This is a genomic window from Pseudomonas gingeri, from assembly GCF_013386165.1.
Classification (GTDB): Bacteria; Pseudomonadota; Gammaproteobacteria; order Pseudomonadales; family Pseudomonadaceae; genus Aquipseudomonas; species Aquipseudomonas gingeri_C.
In genome coordinates this window covers 13,736-32,250 of sequence record NZ_JACAOS010000013.1, presented here as the reverse complement: position 1 = coordinate 32,250, position 18,515 = coordinate 13,736, and the positions used below count along the sequence as shown (strand labels likewise).

Below are 18,515 nucleotides of genomic sequence, written 5' to 3'. Positions count from 1 at the left end.
CATTCCGCGTCATGAGGGGTTAACATCCGCAACCCTTAAAAACCGACGATCTCCAGTGCGCTTTTGCCTGAGGACGTTGACCCCGGTAATGAATGAAGGTAGCTCTGGATGCCAGCCGTCAAAGTAAAAGAGAACGAACCCTTCGACGTAGCTCTGCGTCGTTTCAAGCGCTCCTGCGAAAAAGCCGGTGTTCTGGCTGAAGTTCGTAGCCGCGAATTTTACGAGAAGCCAACTTCTGAGCGTAAGCGTAAGGCAGCAGCTGCTGTTAAACGTCACGCTAAGAAAGTTCAGCGCGAACAGCGCCGCGCCGTTCGTCTGTACTAATACACAGACGTTCGTTGCAAGCTTCTGCCAAGCCCGGCCCTCAGCCGGGCTAATGGCATTTGCGGATATCGCTTGATGCTTCACCGTCGAAGCCGCCGATGCGACCCAGACGAACCTGCTTTACCCCGTCAGACCTGGCACTTGCCAGTGGTGCGCGTCTTTCTGACGAGCCTTCCAAGGCTAACGACGAGCACACCCTTTCCGTTCCAGCTATCGAGCACTCTGCGATGATGAGAACGCCATGGCCGGGCTAATTCCCCAAAGTTTTATTGACGACCTCCTCAACCGCACCGACATCGTCGACGTGGTGAGTTCCCGTGTGCAACTGAAAAAGGCCGGCAAAAATTACACCGCCTGCTGCCCGTTCCACAAGGAAAAGACTCCGTCCTTCAGCGTCAGCCCGGACAAGCAGTTCTACTACTGCTTTGGCTGCGGCGCTGGCGGCAACGCCCTCGGTTTCCTCATGGACCACGACAACCTGGATTTCCCCCAGGCCATCGAGGACCTGGCCAAAGCCGCCGGCATGGAAATACCCCGCGAAGAAAGCGGCCACGCGCGCAAGCCACGCCAGCCGACCGACTCGCCGCTCTACCCGCTGCTGACCGCAGCCGCCGACTTCTATCGCCAGGCCCTGAAAAGCCACCCATCGCGCAAGGCGGCAGTGGACTACCTCAAGGGCCGTGGCCTGACCGGGGAAATCGCCAGGGACTTCGGCTTGGGCTTTGCCCCGCCGGGTTGGGACAATCTGTTCAAGCACCTGTCCAGCGACACCCTGCAGCAGAAAGCCATGATCGACGCCGGCCTGCTGATCGAGAACGCCGAAACCGGCAAGCGCTACGACCGCTTCCGCGACCGCGTGATGTTCCCCATCCGCGACAGCCGCGGCCGGATCATCGCTTTTGGTGGCCGGGTGCTGGGCGACGACAAGCCGAAATACCTGAACTCCCCGGAAACCCCGGTGTTTCACAAGGGCCAGGAACTCTACGGCCTGTTCGAAGCGCGCAAGAACAACCGCAACCTCGACGAAATCATCGTCGTCGAAGGCTACATGGACGTTATCGCCCTGGCCCAACAAGGCCTGCGCAACGCCGTCGCGACCCTGGGCACCGCCACCAGCGAAGAACACCTCAAGCGCCTGTTTCGCGTGGTGCCCAACGTATTGTTCTGCTTCGACGGCGACCAGGCCGGCCGCAATGCCGCCTGGCGTGCCCTGGAAGCAACCTTGAGCAGCCTGCAGGACGGCCGCCGTGCGCGCTTTCTGTTCCTGCCCGAAGGCGAAGATCCGGACACCCTGATTCGCGCCGAAGGCACCGATGCCTTCCGCGCCCGGATCAACCAGCACGCGCAGCCCCTGGCGGATTATTTTTTCCAGCAACTGACTGAAGAAGCCGATCCGCGTTCGCTGGAGGGCAAGGCGCATATGGCCACCCTCGCCGCCCCGCTGATCGACAAAGTGCCAGGGGCCAACCTGCGCACCCTGATGCGCCAGCGCCTCACGCAGATCACCGGCCTGACCCACGAAACCGTCAGCCAACTGGTGCAGAGCGCGCCGAGCGAAGCGCCGCCAGCGTACGATCCCGGCATCGACTACGACGCCATGCCCGATTATGCGGACTATCATGCTCCACAGCAGGAGGCCTACGCGCCCCAGCAAGAGTGGACGCCGAAAAAACCCGGTGCCGGCGGCAAGAAGTGGGACAAGAAACCCTGGGACAAGAACGGCAAGCGCGGAGGTGATCGCGACGAGCCCCGTGGCCCGCGCATCCCGGCCGCCGTCGAACCACCGACGCTCACCGCCCTGCGCACCCTGGTCCATCACCCGCAACTGGCCGGCAAGGTCGAGACCGCCGGTCACCTCGCGGACGAAGAAAACACCCATGCACAGCTGCTCGTGGCCTTGCTCGAAGCCGTGCAAAAGAATCCTGGGCTAAGCTCATTTCAACTGATTTCGCGTTGGCACGGCACCGACCAGGGTCGATTACTCACCCGTCTGGCGGAAAAGGAGTGGCTGATTGAAGGAGAGAACCTTGAACAACAGTTTTTCGACACCATAACTAGCTTGTCTGCCCGTCAAACCGAGCGAAAGCTGGAACAACTCATCAGGAAGTCGCGACAAGGCGATTTGAGCGCTGAAGACAAAATTCAGCTGCTTGAACTGCTAAAACGCAATCTTCCTGCATCAAACCCGACCTCAACTGGCGCGTGAGGTCATAGCTCGGGTATAATCCTCGGCTTGTTTTTTGCCCGCCAAGACCTTCAGTGGATAGGGTGTTATGTCCGGAAAAGCGCAACAGCAGTCTCGCCTCAAAGAGTTGATCAGCCGTGGTCGTGAGCAGGGTTACCTGACTTACGCGGAGGTCAACGACCACCTGCCGGAGGATATTTCAGATCCGGAACAGGTGGAAGACATCATCCGCATGATCAACGACATGGGGATCAACGTATTCGAGAGTGCTCCGGATGCGGATGCCCTTTTGTTGGCCGAAGCCGACACCGACGAAGCCGCTGCCGAAGAAGCAGCGGCTGCGTTGGCGGCCGTGGAAACCGACATCGGTCGCACTACTGACCCGGTGCGCATGTACATGCGCGAAATGGGTACGGTAGAGCTGCTCACACGTGAAGGCGAAATCGAAATCGCCAAGCGTATCGAAGAGGGCATCCGTGAAGTGATGGGCGCAATCGCGCACTTCCCTGGCACGGTTGATCACATCCTCAGCGAATACGATCGCGTTACCAGCGAAGGCGGTCGGCTGTCCGACGTCCTGAGCGGCTACATCGACCCGGACGACGGCATTGCGCCGCCGGCCGCCGAAGTACCGCCACCTGTCGATGCCAAGGCCGCTAAAGCCGACGACGACACGGACGACGAAGAAGCCGAAGCCAGCGACGACGAAGAAGAAGCCGAAAGCGGCCCGGATCCGATCATTGCCGCACAGCGCTTCGGCGCCGTGGCCGAGCAGATGGAGATCACCCGCAAGGCCCTGAAAAAGCACGGTCGCAACAACAAGGCGGCGATTGCCGAACTGTTGGCCCTGGCCGAGCTGTTCATGCCGATCAAGCTGGTACCGAAGCAATTCGAAGGCCTGGTTGAACGCGTTCGTGGTGCCCTGGATCGCCTGCGTCAGCAAGAACGCGCCATCATGCAGCTGTGCGTGCGTGATGCCCGTATGCCGCGTGCCGACTTCCTGCGCCAGTTCCCGGGCAACGAAGTCGACGAAAGCTGGACCGATGCCCTGGCCAAAGGCAAGAGCAAATACGCCGAAGCCATTGGTCGTGTACAAGCCGATATCGTTCGTTGCCAGCAGAAGCTGACCGCGCTCGAAACCGAAACCGGCCTGACCATCGCCGAGATCAAGGATATCAACCGTCGCATGTCGATCGGTGAGGCCAAGGCCCGCCGCGCGAAGAAAGAGATGGTTGAAGCGAACTTGCGTCTGGTGATCTCGATCGCCAAGAAGTACACCAACCGCGGCCTGCAATTCCTCGACCTGATCCAGGAAGGCAACATCGGCCTGATGAAAGCGGTGGACAAGTTCGAATACCGTCGCGGCTACAAATTCTCGACTTATGCCACCTGGTGGATCCGTCAGGCGATCACTCGCTCGATCGCCGACCAGGCCCGCACCATCCGTATTCCGGTGCACATGATCGAGACGATCAACAAGCTCAACCGTATTTCCCGGCAGATGTTGCAGGAAATGGGTCGCGAACCGACCCCGGAAGAGCTGGGCGAACGCATGGAAATGCCTGAGGACAAGATCCGCAAGGTATTGAAGATCGCTAAAGAGCCGATCTCCATGGAAACCCCGATCGGTGATGACGAAGACTCCCACCTGGGCGACTTCATCGAAGACTCGACCATGCAGTCGCCAATCGATGTTGCGACCGTTGAGAGCCTTAAAGAAGCGACACGCGAAGTGCTCTCCGGTCTCACTGCCCGTGAAGCCAAGGTTCTGCGCATGCGTTTCGGCATCGACATGAATACCGACCACACCCTCGAGGAGGTTGGTAAGCAGTTCGACGTTACCCGTGAACGGATTCGTCAGATCGAAGCCAAGGCGCTGCGCAAGCTGCGCCACCCGACGCGAAGCGAGCATTTGCGCTCCTTCCTCGACGAGTAATACCAAAACCCCCGGCTCGCCGGGGGTTTTGCTTTATGCAGATTCCCTTCTCTCAGTCCGTCGCCCCCGGCGCTGCCCGTCTACACTCGAATCATTCCTCCGAGCCATAACGAGACCGTTATGCCCAGACTGTCGGCCCTGCTTCTGTTTTCGCTGCTTACCTGGACCGCAATGGCTGGCGCGTTGAATCTTACCGATGATGAACGTGACTGGCTGAAAGCCCATCCGCAATTGCGCCTGGGTGTAGACGCCTCGTGGCCGCCCTTTGAGTTCAGGGGCGAAAATGGCACCTATCAGGGGCTGACGAGCGATTACATCCACCTGATCGAAGATCGCCTGGACATCACACTCACCCCCGTAGAGCCGGCGAGCTGGACCGAGGTGCTACAACAGGCCAAGGCCGGCCAGATCGATCTGCTGCCCGGCATCATGTCGACCCCGGAACGACAGGCCTACCTATCCTTCACCCGCCCTTACCTGGATTTTCCGATTGTCATCCTGGCTCACGAAGGCGGGGCCAACCCCCACAACATCAAAGAGCTCTATGGCCTGAAAATCGCCGTGGTGGAGAACTACGCGCCCCATGAGCTGTTGCGCAACAATCACCCGGATCTCAACCTCGTGGCCATGCCCAACGTCAGCTCGGCCCTGCAGGCCCTGGCCACCGATGACGTCGATGCCGTCGTCGGCGATCTCGCCTCCAGCCTCTGGAACCTGCACCAACTCAAGCTCGAAGGCCTCTACGTCAGCGGCGAAACACCCTATCGCTACCAGTTGGCGATGGCAGTGCCCCAGGATCAGAAAATCTTCGTGGGCATTCTCGACAAGGTCATGGCTGACATGACCGTGGCCGAAAAAGAAACCATCCGCAAGCGCTGGGTGGGTAACGTCCTGGTCAGTCGCGCCTTCTGGGCCGACCTGCTGCTCTATGGCCTGCCCTGCGTCGTGCTGCTAGTCATCGTGTTGGGTATGGTTATCCGCATCAACCGCCGCCTGAGTTCGGAAATTTCCCGGCGCGTGGCCCTCGAGCAGGAACTGCGCAGCAGCGAATACCATTACCGCGGCCTGGTGGAGAGCCTGTCGGCCATCGCCTGGGAAGCGCGCATGGACTTCACCTACACCTATGTCTCGCCCCATGCCGAAGCCTTATTGGGTTATCCACTTGCCCATTGGCTGATTCCCGGCTTCTGGCGCAGCATCACCCACCCCGCCGACCTGACCCGGGCCCAAGCCTTCTGTGACAAAGAGATAGTCGAAGGCCGCGACCACACCCTCGACTATCGGGTGATCAGCGCCGATGGCCGTACGCTCTGGGTACGCGACCTGGTCAGCCTGATCGAGCACGACAGCGAGCCGCTCATCCGCGGCCTGATGATCGACATCAGCGAAACCAAACGCACCGAAGAAGCGCTGCGCCTGTCTGAACAGAAATTCGCCTCGGTCTTTCGGCAATGCCCGGACATCCTGGTGATTGCCCGCCTGTCCGACGGCCACTTGCTGGAAGTCAACAGCGCCTTCGAAGAGCAGATCGGTATGCGTGCCGGGGAGGTGATCGGGCATACCGCCACCGAACTCAACATATGGGGCATCGAAGGTGTCGGTCCGGGGCTGTTGCAACGCTTGCAAGGCGGCAGTGTGCGTAACCTGGAAATGCCTTTCAGACGCAGTAATGGCCAATTGTTTACCGGACTCATCTCCGCCGAACCTTTCGAACTCGACACCACGCCGGCCCTGGTGGTGGTGGTCAGGGACATCAGCCAGCTCAAGCAAACCCAACAACAACTGCAAACTTCCGAAGAAAAGTTTGCCAAGGCCTTCCACGCGTCCCCGGACGGTTTGCTGCTGAGCCGACAAAGTGATGGCCTGTTGATGGAGGTCAACGAGGGCTTCAGCCACCTGACCGGCTACAACAGTTCTGCCTCGCTGGATCGTTCGACCCTGGAACTGGGCATCTGGGTCAATCTGAACGAACGCAAACGCATGCTCGAACTGATGCAACGCGATGGTTTCGTCCGTGACTTCAGTTGCCATATCCGCCGTAACGACGGACAGATCCGCCTGTGCGAAGTCTCCAGCCGGCCGCTGCCGATCGGTGGAGAGGATTGCATGCTGACCATTGCCCGGGACATCACCGAACGCCACGTCATGCAGGAAAAACTGCAACAGGCCGCCACCGTCTTCGAAAGCACCGCCGAAGGCGTACTGATCACCGACATCCAGCAGCACATCAGCGCGGTCAACCGGGCCTTCAGCGAAATCACCGGCTACAGCGAAACCGAAGCTCTGGGCAACACCCCGCGCCTGCTTGCCTCCGGCCAGCATGACAGCGCCTTCTACGCCGCCATGTGGCACCAATTGACCGCCGAAGGCCATTGGCAAGGCGAGATCTGTAACCGGCGCAAGAACGGCGAACTCTACCCCAGTTGGCTGACCATCAGCGCCGTGCGTAACCGCGATAACGTCATCACCCATTTCGTCGCCGTGTTTGCCGATATCTCCAGCCTCAAACATGCCCAGGCTCGCCTGGACTACCAAGCCCACCATGATCCGTTGACCGGCCTGCCCAACCGCATCCTGTTTGAAAGCCGCCTGCTCGCCGCCCTGAACAACCAGGCCGAAAACGGTGGGCAGGGCGCCGTGCTGTTTCTCGACCTCGACCGTTTCAAACACATCAACGACAGCCTCGGCCATCCGGTCGGCGACCTGTTGCTCAAGGGCATTGCCCTCAGGCTCAAGGAGCAGTTGCGGGACATCGACACCGTGGCCCGACTGGGCGGCGACGAGTTCATTATCCTGCTGCCGGGCCTGCACCAGACCAGCGACGCGACGCACCTGGCCAACAAGCTGCTAGGCTGCTTCAGCGCGCCGTTCCAGGCCGGCGAGCACGAGTTTTTCATCAGTGCCAGCATTGGCACCAGCCTCTACCCCAAGGACGGCAATGACGTTGCCACCCTGGTCAAGAACGCCGACGCGGCGATGTATCGCTCCAAGGCCAAGGGCCGCAACCGGGTCGAAAGCTACACCCGCGACCTCACGGCCCAGGCCAGTGAACGTGTGGCCCTGGAGCACGAGCTGCGCCGGGCTATCGAGCGCCAGGAACTGCATCTGCTCTACCAACCCAAGATCAGTCTCGACAGCGGTCAAATGGTCGGGGCCGAAGCCTTGATTCGCTGGCAGCACCCGACCCTTGGCGAGGTGCCACCGGAGCATTTCATTCCGTTGGCCGAAGAGAACGGCATGATCCTGCAGATTGGCGACTGGGTGCTGGAGCGTGCCTGTCGGCAGATGCACCGCTGGAACAGGACCCATTGCGACTTCGGCCCGCTCTCGGTAAACCTTGCTGGCGCGCAGTTACGCCAACCGAACCTGCTCGCACGGATCGAACAGTTGCTCATGGACTACCGCCTTGAGCCCGGTTGCCTGCAGTTGGAGATCACCGAAAACTTCATCATGAGCCAGGCCGAGGAGGCCCTGGAGGTGCTGCACCAACTCAAGCGCCTGGGGGTTCAGTTGGCCATTGATGACTTCGGCACGGGATATTCGTCGTTGAGTTATCTCAAGCGTTTGCCACTGGATGTGCTGAAGATCGACCAATCCTTTGTTCGCGGCCTGCCGGACGATCCCCACGATGCCGCCATCGTCCGCGCGATCATCGCCCTGGGGCGCAGCATGCAGTTCACGGTGATTGCCGAGGGCGTGGAGAACCAGGCACAGCAGGATTTCCTGGCCGTCGAGGGCTGCGAACAGATCCAGGGTTACATCGTCAGCCTGCCGTTACAGGCCGAAGAATTCGCCGCGACGTTCCTTCATATGCGGCTTTCGGAGTTTTCGGATAGCCCCCGCGAGAAACCATCGCTATAATTCGCGGCCTACTGAGGGCCTATAGCTCAGTTGGTTAGAGCAGAGGACTCATAATCCTTTGGTCCACGGTTCAAGTCCGTGTGGGCCCACCACCTTTGAAAGCCCCGCTGTGCGGGGCTTTCGCGTTTCTGGCTGATTGATTTCCAGCTGGTTTTTTCCTTCAAAATGCCCACAAAGTGTCCACACCTGAAACGATCTCGCCCGAGTGTTTTTTTACGGTGACTTCAACGTCCGGCAAGGGCGCCGCCAGGAGCAGACCCCCACCCCGCAATGCGGAGAAATAGCTTGCCAAAAAAACTCATATTTCCTACGAGTTTTGGTCGTGGGAGAATGTTGTGTGCGCTCGCTGCTGGGTCTACATTCCTGTTGTCGCTGCCAATTCGGCGACACGGGTTTCGCAGCTCGGTGGTATTCAGTTAGGCGCACAGCGCCGCGGAGGCGGCTTTTTCATTTCCGCGTTATGGCGGGCTGTGCGCAGGAGGCTTATGCCTGCCGGGTTGCCAACTGACCGGTCTGCGAACCTGCGTACAGTTCACCCCCCCCCTTGTCTCGCAGCAAGAGTGGAGATCTCCTTAACCTGTTGGAGATTCACCATGGCTAAGAAAATCACCCCCGATCCACCACCCGTTTCGAGTGACCCTGTGAAATCGAGGCGGCCAGATGCGACCCGCCTGCTGGGTACCCTCGGTCTAACCCTCTCCAAAACCATCGATCACGATGACCCTTTCAAACCGACGATTTTTGCCATCCAACCCGGCGTCAATGCTCAAGACGCATTGACCTATGTGTCGAAGCTGCTCGCGGTCGCCGAACTGAATGGAGACGAAATCAGCTTGCACACGAACCCGGTGGAGCGGTCTCTGTTCTGGGGCATGCTTCACTCGGTAGAAATCGCAAGGGCTGTGGTGGATGCCTTGCTTGAGGGTTCATCCTCATGCCATCAGCACCCGTCTGACTGAAAGTCGCCCACGCTGCGGTTAGATTGCTAACCAGCAGACGGCAGGCCCGGTAGCAAACCGGGCCTTGAACGTTACCGATGCGGCGTTACAGCCTGATTCAACTGGCGAAGTTTTCGATCTTGACCTGCCCCTCAGGAAAGGTTGCGACAATCTCCAACTCACCATCCATGGCGCGGATGTAGTTGCGCAACGTACTGATGTACATATCCGCACCCCGCTCCATCTTGAACACAGCAGCTTGGTTGATGTGCAACGCTTCAGCCAACGGGGCCTGACTCAGAACTTTTGCCTGACGTAGTTTGTGCAACGGCATTTCGTCCAAGTGCTGACGGTATAGCACCTTGGCATGAGCGCGAGATTCGGGCTGCATGCGGGTTTCAAGTTCAGCAAATTTTTTAGCCATCGTTCAGGCCCTCTTTGCGGACTGTTTCCAAATGCTAGTCATACAGACGCTTAACCAATACTCCACCAAAGGAATATAACTCGGAGAGAATTGTCCACAGTTCGAGAGTTGAGACAATAGAAGCAAACAATGAGAAACAATAAGGCCAGAACCAGCTCCTATCTGCACACTATCCTCCGTCGCTCGCTGTAGAGCCCAGCTCCAGAGGGGAACACAGCTAGACGATGAGCCGAATAAATCGCACAATCGGCTCACAAAATGAGCCGAATAAATATTTTATTCGGCTCACGCTCACACGGAGTCTTCCATGAACGATCTGCCTCACTGGATCTGGCAACAGCCCGATTGGCCCCATTTCACCTGGCAAGAAAAGGCCCTGACGCCGCTGCTACTGGAATGCGGACACGCCCAGGGACGTTTGCTCGGCATGACCGCCGCCATCGGCAAGGACAGCAGCGCCCAGAACGAACTGGATGCCTTGCTGCAAAACATCATCACCTCCTCGGCCATCGAAGGAGAGCCGCTGAATGTCGGCTCGGTCAGATCCTCACTGGCAAGACGCCTGGGGCTGAGTGCCGATCAGTCCATCAGCCCACGTAGCGAGGGCCTGGCGGAGCTGCTTCTGGACGCGACGCAGCATCATGACTCACCGTTGAGCCTGGAACGGCTACTGCATTGGCACACATTGCTTTTCCCCGCCGACGAAAGCCCCCTGGCACCGAAAATCCGTATTGGCATGCTGCGCGGCAATGAGCCGATGCAAGTGGTATCCGGACGTCTGGATCGACCTGTCGTGCATTTCGAGGCACCCGCACGGGCAGGGCTCGACGAAGAGCTGGCGGCGTTTCTCCGCTGGTTCAACAGCAGTCAGGCAAATACGGCACTCGACCCACTGCTGCGCGCAGGCATCGCTCATTTCTGGTTCGTGACCCTGCATCCATTTGATGATGGCAATGGGCGCCTGACTCGCACCCTCACTGATCTGGCACTGGCGCAAGGGGAACAACAAGCCATCCGTTTCTATGCCATGTCGGCGAGCATTCTCGAAGACCGCAAGGGCTATTACGCGATACTCGAGTCCAGCCAGAAAGGCTCGCTGGACATCACGCCTTGGCTGCAATGGTTCCTGCGAACCCTCCTGCGCAGCCTGGAACAAGCTCAAGCCAACATCGACCGGGTGCTGGTCAAGGCCAGGTACTGGCAACAACATCGCCACCTTCAACTTTCGCCCGAACAACTCAAAGTTCTCAATCGGCTGCTCGACGGAGGCGAAAGGGGATTCGAAGGGGGGATCAACGCCGCGCAATACCAGGCGGTCGCCAAAGTCAGCAAGGCGACGGCGACTCGTCATCTGGCGGACCTTCTGGAAAAAGGCTGTCTTTATCGCCTTCCCGGTGGCGGACGCAGTACCCGCTACCAGATTCCCGGCCTGCGACCGGCAGCGTCCAACTCTGTAACATAAGCGCACCCTCGACACCCGCTACCGGAGCCCAGACCTTGTCCGACACCCGCCCCCCCGCACTCGACGAAATCGACCGCCAGTTGATTTCAGCCCTGCAGATCAACGCCCGTGAAAGTGTGGCGATGCTGGCGCGGCAGTTGGGGATTGCACGGACCACGGTCACCTCGCGGCTGGCGCGTCTGGAAAAGGCCAAGGTCATTACCGGTTATGGCGTGCGCCTGGGTCAGCGGGTGGTCGACGGTGGTCTGCAAGCCTATGTCGGCATCACCGTCCAGCCGCGTTCGGGCAAGGATGTAGTCCGACGTCTCAGCGCCATGGCGCAGATTCAGCAACTCTGCGCGGTGAGCGGCGAGTTCGACTATGTGGCCTGGCTGCGCAGCGACTCGCCGGAGCAACTGGATCAGTTGCTCGATCAGATTGGCAGTGTCGAAGGCGTGGAGAAGACCACCACTTCGATCATTCTCAGTAGCAAGGTGGACCGGGGTCAGCCGGTGTAGTCTCCCCTGTAGATAGCGTACCGAGCCTGGGCTCGCAACTCCGGTCAATGTGCCCCCCTGTAGGAGCCAGCTTGCTGGCGATGAGGACAGTGAGCCTTGTGTTGCCTGAACGGTCGCTATCGCCAGCAAGCTGGCTCCTACAGGGGATGTTCGTCGATTCGAATACCTAGCTCGTCATAAAGTACAAATACATAGCAAAACGACGACACTTTGCGTCTTATTAACGCACTCCCCGCTACCTACAATGGCCTCAGTCTTTTCCTATCTATACTCCAGCCGGACACACCGTCCGACCCGAGTCGCCAGCAAGGTCAGCCATGAACAAGCACAATCGCCATCCTGCCGACGGTAAAAAACCCATCACCATCTTCGGCCCGGACTTCCCCTTCGCCTTCGATGACTGGATCGAACACCCGGCCGGACTGGGCAGCATCCCGGCGGAAAACCACGGGGCGGAAGTGGCGATTGTCGGTGCCGGGATCGCCGGGCTGGTGGCCGCTTATGAACTGATGAAGATGGGCCTCAAGCCGGTCGTCTACGAAGCCTCGAAAATGGGCGGGCGCCTGCGCTCCCAGGCCTTCGAAGGCGCCGAGGGCATCATCGCCGAGTTGGGCGGCATGCGTTTTCCGGTCTCGTCCACGGCGTTCTACCACTACGTCGACAAACTCGGCCTTGAAACCAAGCCCTTCCCCAACCCGCTGACCCCGGCTTCCGGCAGCACCGTGATCGATCTCGAAGGCGAAACCTACTACGCCGAGAAACTCGCCGATCTGCCCGCGCTGTTCCAGGAAGTGGCCGACGCCTGGGCCGATGCCCTGGAAGACGGCTCACGCTTCGGCGATATCCAGCAGGCCATTCGCGACCGCGACGTGCCGCGCCTGAAAGAACTGTGGAACACCCTGGTGCCGCTGTGGGACGACCGCACCTTCTACGACTTCGTTGCCACCTCCAAGGCCTTTGCCAAACTGTCGTTCCAGCACCGCGAAGTGTTCGGCCAGGTCGGTTTCGGCACCGGCGGCTGGGATTCGGACTTCCCCAACTCGATGCTGGAAATTTTCCGCGTGGTGATGACCAACTGCGACGACCACCAACACCTGGTGGTCGGCGGCGTGGAACAGGTGCCGCTGGGGATCTGGCGCCACGTGCCACAGCGCTGTGCGCACTGGCCAGCCGGTACCAGCCTGAGCAGCCTGCACCACGGCGCACCGCGTACGGGCGTCAAACGCATTACCCGCGATGCCGAGGGTCAGTTCGCGGTCACCGACAACTGGGGCGATACCCGTCAATACGCCGCCGTCCTCGTCACCTGCCAGAGCTGGCTGCTGACCACCCAGATCGAATGCGAGGAATCGCTGTTCTCCCAGAAAATGTGGATGGCCCTGGACCGCACACGCTATATGCAGTCCTCGAAGACCTTCGTCATGGTCGACCGCCCGTTCTGGAAGGACAAGGATCCGGAAACCGGTCGTGACCTGATGAGCATGACCCTCACTGATCGCCTGACCCGTGGCACGTACTTGTTTGACAACGGCGACGACAAACCCGGTGTGATCTGCCTGTCGTACTCGTGGATGAGCGACGCCCTGAAAATGCTCCCGCAACCCATCGACAAGCGGGTGAAACTGGCCCTCGACGCACTGAAGAAGATCTATCCGAAAGTGGACATCGCCGCGCGTATCATCGGTGATCCGATCACCGTGTCCTGGGAAGCCGACCCGCACTTCCTCGGCGCCTTCAAGGGCGCCCTGCCCGGCCACTACCGCTACAACCAGCGGATGTATGCACACTTCATGCAGGCCGAGATGCCCGCCGAACACCGCGGCATCTTCATTGCCGGGGACGATGTGTCCTGGACACCGGCCTGGGTCGAAGGCGCGGTGCAGACCTCGCTCAATGCCGTGTGGGGCATTATGAGCCACTTCGGTGGCCGCACCCACGCCGAAAACCCGGGGCCGGGCGATGTCTTCAAGGACATCGGCCCGATTGCCCTGGCCGACTGAAAGGAACGCTCCCGTGCAGATCGCCCTCTATCAATGCCCGCCGCAACCACTGGATGTCGCGGGTAACCTGCAACGCTTGCAACGCCTGACTGTCGAGGCCCGGGGCGTCGATGTGCTGGTGGTTCCGGAAATGTTCCTGACCGGCTACAACATCGGCGCCGAGGCGGTTGGCGCCTTGGCCGAAGCCCGCAACGGTGCCAGCGCAGAGCATATTGCCGCCCTCGCACGGGCGGCGAATATGGCGATTGTGTACGGCTACCCGGAGCGCGCCGAAGATGGCCAGATCTACAACGCGGTGCAGTTGATCGATGCCCAGGGCCAGAGCCTGTGCAACTACCGCAAGACTCATCTCTACGGCGACCTCGATCATTCGATGTTCAGCGCGGGGCCCGACCACTTTCCGGTGGTGGAGCTGGACGGCTGGAAGCTCGGGATGTTGATCTGCTACGACGTCGAATTCCCGGAAAACACCCGGCGCCTGGCCCTGGGCGGGGCCGAGGTGATCCTGGTGCCGACGGCCAATATGGTGCCCTTCGACTTCGTCGCCGATGTCACCATCCGTGCCCGGGCCTTCGAGAACCAGTGTTTTGTCGCGTACGCCAACTACTGCGGCCATGAGGGCGATATCCAGTACTGCGGCCAAAGCAGCATCGCCGCACCGGACGGCAGCCGCCTGGCCCGCGCCGGCCTGGATGAAACCTTGATCGTTGCCACCCTGGATCGCTCGCTGATGCAGGCCTCACGGCTCAGCAATCGCTACCTGATGGACCGCCGTCCGGCGCTCTACACGGGCCTGGGCCAGGACTGAACGAGCGTTATCCGCTAAAATGGGCGTTCCTCTTCCAAGGAAACGCCCATGTCCCTGCCGACCTCACCCGACCCCGAAGGTCCTGCTTCCTCGAACGAACCTGAGGGGCCTGCACAAACGCCAGCGCCCCTGCCAAACGCTGAAACTGCCGAGCGTGCCGGCCTGATTCGCGGACAAACCAGCGCCCACCGCGGGCTACGCAGCTTCGCCCAAGATCGCTCACGCAGTCGCCGCGAGCCTTAGGCCAGTATCTGCAACCCGTACTTCTGCACGATGCTCAACAGTTTGAGTGCCATGCCGCTGGGTTGCTTATCGCCCGCCTCCCACTGCTTCACGGTCGATGCGCTGGTGTTCAGGTAACGGGCAAAGACCGGCTGGCTGACGTGGTTGCGCTCGCGCAGCAATTTGATCTGCTCCGGCGCGATTTCATCCGGTACGACCGCCAGGCAGGACTCATCGAACTCACGCATGGTCGCCTTGCTGATCGCGCCAATGGCATGCAGCGCACTGGCCGATTCATGAACCGACTCCAGCGCCTCGCTTTTAAATGTCTTGGTCATGATCTATCTCCACAAACGCTTTCATTTCCAGTAACTGTTGGATCTGTCGATCACTGAGTCCTTCATAGCCCTTGGCCAACGCATTAAAAACTTGAATGGCATGGGAATTCTTCTCAAAAAAAACATACCACTGAGTGGTATATAAATTCAAATCCACACCACAACCCGCTGCCAGACAACCGCCCACAAAAAAACACCCCGTGCCAAAAGAGTCAGGCACAGGGCGACGCGTTATACCGCGAGACGGTTCAAGAATTCGTTGAGGAAAAGGAGCCAGTCAATGTCAGACGGCAATGCCCTTGCGGCACTGGACCTGGGCGGTCCGCACTCGGGAAAAGGCGCGGGCCAGGCGCAGCAGCATCTCGTCGATGTCACCCTTGCTGACATTCAACGCAGGCGAAAAACGCAGGCAATCGGCTTTCGGTGCATCCAGCAGCAGCCCTTCCTGCAGCGCGGCCTTGACCAGCGCATCCGCCGACTCGTCGCCCAGGCTCAGCCCCCAGAGCAGGCCGGTACCGCGCAACTCGCCCCCGGCATAACGCTGGGCCAGGCGCGTCAGCCCGTCACGCAGGTACTGCCCGGTTTCACGGACCTTGGCGAGAAAGTCACCGCCGAGCAACGTTTCCAGCACCGCTAACCCGGCGCTGCACATCATGGCATTGCCGTGGTGACTACCACCGATTTCACCGGGGGCGAAGCAACAAGCCTTGCCCCGCGCCAGCAGGGCGGACAGCGGTACACCGCCGCCCAGGCCTTTGCCCAGGGTGATGATGTCCGCCTTCACGCCGTACTGCTGTTCCACCAGCAACGTACCGCAACGCCCCATACCGGTCTGCACTTCATCCAGAATCAGCAGAATGCCCAGCTCGCGGCATAACCGTTCGACGCCCTTGAGGTAGTGCCCGGTCGCGGGAATCACACCCGCCGCACTCTGGATCGGCTCCAGCATGATCGCAACGGTCTTGGCATCCACGGCCGCATGCAAGGCCGGCAAGTCATTGAACGGCACCTGGCTGAAGCCCGGCAGTTGTGGCTCAAAACGATTGTCGAAGGCCTCTGGCGCCGACGCCGCCAGGGCACCGAAACCACTGCCGTGACAGGCATTGCTCACAGAAATTATCCGACTGGCGCCACCGCGATACAGTTGCCCCCATTTGCGCGCCAACTTGATCGCGCCGTCGCAGGCTTCGGAGCCGCTGTTGAAAAAATGCACCTGGTCACAGCCGGTGCTCTCGCACAGCCGCTGGGCCAGATTCAATTGCCCCTGGTTATGAAATCCAGGCCCGGCATTGATCAAGCCGTAGGCCTGGTCGAACAACGCCCGGGCCAGTACGCCGGGACTGTGGCCGAGACTGTTGCTGCCGCCGCCCTGGCTGAAATCCAGATAGGCCTGGCCCTGCGCGTCCCACACCGAGGAGCCCTGGCCGCGAACGAACACCGGAGCAAGACGCTCGGCAGCCGGCATCAGGTATTCATGGCTGACGCTGTCAGGCCGGGCAGATTGTCGGTAATCGGCGGTCAGGTCATCGAGACTCGGCGGCGTGCGACGCAAGCTGAACAGGTTCATGCGCGCAGACCCTCCAGCGGCAGGCCGAGCAAGCGTGCTGACCAATCCTCCACCCGCCCGCTGCGCAGACGCTTGATCGCCGTGTCGCGCCAGCGTGAGGACAGCGCCGGGCAATCCACCAGTTTCTTCAAGCCCGCGTGCTCCAGGGGTTCCTGAAAGAAGGCATGCAGCGCCCAGGCTACGGTCAGGCCGGGATAACTGCGCTGAATCAGTTCAAACGGTTGATCGGCGCTGACAAAGCCCGACTTGAGTACCCGGTAGAACCAGCCGCAGCGCCCTGTATCCTGGGCCTCTTGTGGCAGATCCGGCAGCGTGCCGAGACGGCTCAGGCGATAGCAGGCCGAGCGCGGCTGGCTGACCTGCAACAACGCACCGCCCCAGCGAAACAGATCGCCCAGGCAGACTTGTTCCTCGGTCAGGCCCCGCGTCGACACATTCTCGCCAAAGGCCGGTGCCACCCAATCGACCTGTGGATAACGTTTGCGCCAGTCAGCGTAATGCTCGGCGGGATAGTGATGCAGCGCCCGCTCAGGCCCGGTATGGAAGCGCGGGTCGCCATGCTCGTCGCTGCCCAGGCCCCGCGGCCACAACCAGAGCCGATTGGCAACCCGGTGTTTATCCGTATCGCCCACCAGACCCTGTCCGAGATTTTTTGCCTTGCCTATGTAAACACCGTCCACGCAAACAGTATTCATCGCGTTCTATGGCCCTGTAAGCCTTATGATTAGGGTTAGACTAGGCTTCCCTGGCACCCGCAGCCATTTCGTTTTTCGAGCATTTTCGATAAGTAAAACTTATGGATTTCAAGCAACTGCGTTATTTCGTCGCGGTGTATGAAGAAGGTCATGTCGGCCGGGCTGCCGAGCGCCTGTCGATCTCGCAACCGGCGCTCTCGCAACAGATCCGTCAGCTCGAACACAACCTGGATGTGGGCCTGTTCGAACGCAGCAGCAAGCGCCTGCTGCCGACCCTTGCCGCCCATACGCTCTACAACCATGCGCTGCCACTGCTCGATGGCCTGCAACGGGCCCGCGACGATCTGCGCAATTTCCAGGGCCAGGCCCTGCGCACCCTGGCTATCGGCGTGCTGCAGACCGTGCACACCAGCCTGGTGCCGCAGATGCTGGAGCGGGTGCGCAAGGCTCAGCCGCACCTGGTGGTGCAGATCTACGAATTGACCGGTATGGAGATCGAGCGGCGCCTGCTCAATGGCTCGCTGGATATCGGCATCAGCTACCTGCCACCGCGCCAACCCGGCTTGCACGGGGTGCTGCTGTATGAAGATGAACTGCAACTGGTGATCCCCAGCGACCATCCCTTGCGTGAATTCAAGAAGGTCTCCTTGAGCCAGGCCGCCGAACTGCCAATGCTGCTGCTGGGCGAGGAGTTCCAGATACGCCAGATCTGGCAGGGACAACTGGCCAATCTGGGGCGACGCCCGCAGGTCCAGGCCGAGCTGAACAATATGGCCGGCATCCTCGACAGCCTGCCGCACACGCGATTGGCGACGGTATTGCCGGGCCGCTCGCGGCATGAACATGACGACGAGCTGCTGCTGTGGAAGCCGTTGACCGAACCACGGGTGGCCTTGAAGGTGGGGCTGGTGTGTCGCGATATGCAGCGCCAACAGGCGACGCTGGAACTGTTGCGCAACTTGCTCGAAGACGTGATGGTGACGAACCGCCCGGGCGGGCATCCGCCGGTGGCGCGGGAAGGCTTGAACTGACCGGTACTTTTTCGCAGGCAAAAGAAAACCCCGCCTAGGCGGGGCTTTGCAGACTGTTTCCCTGACATCCCTTTCACTCCGCCATCCTGGCAGAATCCTACGTGTCCCTGTTGTTGCTTTGAGCTTCCTGCTCGACGTCCTTGGTACAAAGATTATCTCTGGATCCAATGTGGCGAAAGGGGCAAACAGCAGCACGTTATGTAAGTAAATGCTTACGCGGACGCCGA

Annotated in this window: 15 protein-coding genes and 1 tRNA gene; 11 read left to right on the top strand and 5 right to left on the bottom strand. The window is 60.1% G+C overall.

Going from position 1 to position 18,515, the window contains the following annotated elements:
- Positions 1-108 precede the first annotated feature (108 nt).
- From rpsU to HX866_RS12205, 6 genes are all read left to right on the top strand, one after another.
- Positions 109-324, top strand: a complete 216-nt coding sequence (rpsU, locus tag HX866_RS12230) for a 30S ribosomal protein S21 (protein ID WP_002551877.1) — start codon at positions 109-111, stop codon at positions 322-324.
- 241 nt (positions 325-565) lie between these two features.
- Complete coding sequence (gene dnaG / locus HX866_RS12225; RefSeq protein WP_177095425.1) at positions 566-2,530, top strand: DNA primase; 1,965 nt, start codon at positions 566-568, stop codon at positions 2,528-2,530.
- Positions 2,531-2,597: 67 nt separating this feature from the next.
- Positions 2,598-4,445 carry an RNA polymerase sigma factor RpoD gene (gene rpoD / locus HX866_RS12220; protein ID WP_177095423.1) on the top strand — a complete coding sequence of 616 codons (1,848 nt, stop codon included), beginning with the start codon at positions 2,598-2,600 and terminating at the stop codon, positions 4,443-4,445.
- 120 nt (positions 4,446-4,565) lie between these two features.
- Complete coding sequence (locus tag HX866_RS12215; RefSeq protein WP_177105812.1) at positions 4,566-8,306, top strand: EAL domain-containing protein; 3,741 nt, start codon at positions 4,566-4,568, stop codon at positions 8,304-8,306.
- A gap of 15 nt (positions 8,307-8,321) precedes the next feature.
- Positions 8,322-8,398, top strand: a tRNA-Ile gene (locus HX866_RS12210).
- A 501-nt stretch (positions 8,399-8,899) separates the two neighbouring features.
- Complete coding sequence (locus tag HX866_RS12205) at positions 8,900-9,265, top strand: hypothetical protein (protein ID WP_177139805.1); 366 nt, start codon at positions 8,900-8,902, stop codon at positions 9,263-9,265.
- Positions 9,266-9,362: 97 nt separating this feature from the next.
- Here the strand turns inward: HX866_RS12205 and HX866_RS12200 are convergent, their stop codons facing one another.
- Positions 9,363-9,668 (bottom strand): helix-turn-helix domain-containing protein, encoded by a 306-nt coding sequence (locus HX866_RS12200; protein ID WP_177139804.1) that lies wholly within the window; start codon positions 9,666-9,668, stop codon positions 9,363-9,365.
- A gap of 307 nt (positions 9,669-9,975) precedes the next feature.
- Between HX866_RS12200 and HX866_RS12195 the strand changes: the two genes are divergently transcribed.
- The 4 genes from HX866_RS12195 (at position 9,976) to HX866_RS12180 (ending at position 14,435) form a co-directional block, all read left to right on the top strand.
- Entirely contained in the window at positions 9,976-11,130 is a 1,155-nt protein-coding gene (locus HX866_RS12195; protein ID WP_177139801.1) for a Fic family protein, read from the top strand.
- 35 nt (positions 11,131-11,165) lie between these two features.
- Positions 11,166-11,627 carry an Lrp/AsnC family transcriptional regulator gene (locus HX866_RS12190; RefSeq protein WP_100938519.1) on the top strand — a complete coding sequence of 154 codons (462 nt, stop codon included), beginning with the start codon at positions 11,166-11,168 and terminating at the stop codon, positions 11,625-11,627.
- A gap of 317 nt (positions 11,628-11,944) precedes the next feature.
- The gene (locus HX866_RS12185) at positions 11,945-13,627 is read left to right on the top strand and encodes a flavin monoamine oxidase family protein (RefSeq protein ID WP_177139799.1); all 1,683 of its coding nucleotides are present in this window, start codon (positions 11,945-11,947) and stop codon (positions 13,625-13,627) included.
- A gap of 13 nt (positions 13,628-13,640) precedes the next feature.
- Positions 13,641-14,435 (top strand): carbon-nitrogen hydrolase family protein, encoded by a 795-nt coding sequence (locus tag HX866_RS12180; RefSeq protein ID WP_177139798.1) that lies wholly within the window; start codon positions 13,641-13,643, stop codon positions 14,433-14,435.
- A gap of 239 nt (positions 14,436-14,674) precedes the next feature.
- On the opposite strand, the gene HX866_RS12175 is transcribed toward HX866_RS12180, so the two are convergent.
- The 4 genes from HX866_RS12175 to HX866_RS12160 all read right to left on the bottom strand — a co-directional run bounded on the left by HX866_RS12175 (position 14,675) and on the right by HX866_RS12160 (position 17,257).
- Positions 14,675-14,995, bottom strand: coding sequence for a helix-turn-helix domain-containing protein (locus HX866_RS12175; protein ID WP_177095411.1), 321 nt, complete (start codon positions 14,993-14,995; stop codon positions 14,675-14,677).
- Complete coding sequence (locus tag HX866_RS12170; protein ID WP_177095409.1) at positions 14,979-15,215, bottom strand: hypothetical protein; 237 nt, start codon at positions 15,213-15,215, stop codon at positions 14,979-14,981. The genes HX866_RS12175 and HX866_RS12170 overlap by 17 nt, the downstream gene beginning before the upstream one ends.
- A gap of 63 nt (positions 15,216-15,278) precedes the next feature.
- A complete protein-coding gene (locus HX866_RS12165) occupies positions 15,279-16,562 on the bottom strand; it encodes an aspartate aminotransferase family protein (protein WP_177139796.1) in 1,284 nt (427 codons plus the stop codon).
- Positions 16,559-17,257, bottom strand: a complete 699-nt coding sequence (locus HX866_RS12160) for an MOSC domain-containing protein (RefSeq protein WP_177139794.1) — start codon at positions 17,255-17,257, stop codon at positions 16,559-16,561. The genes HX866_RS12165 and HX866_RS12160 overlap by 4 nt, the downstream gene beginning before the upstream one ends.
- A 101-nt stretch (positions 17,258-17,358) precedes the next feature.
- Here HX866_RS12160 and HX866_RS12155 point away from each other — a divergent pair, with 101 nt between their 5' ends.
- Positions 17,359-18,288: a LysR family transcriptional regulator gene (locus HX866_RS12155; RefSeq protein WP_177095403.1), complete on the top strand. Its 930-nt coding sequence runs from the start codon at positions 17,359-17,361 to the stop codon at positions 18,286-18,288.
- The last annotated feature ends 227 nt before the right edge of the window (positions 18,289-18,515 follow it).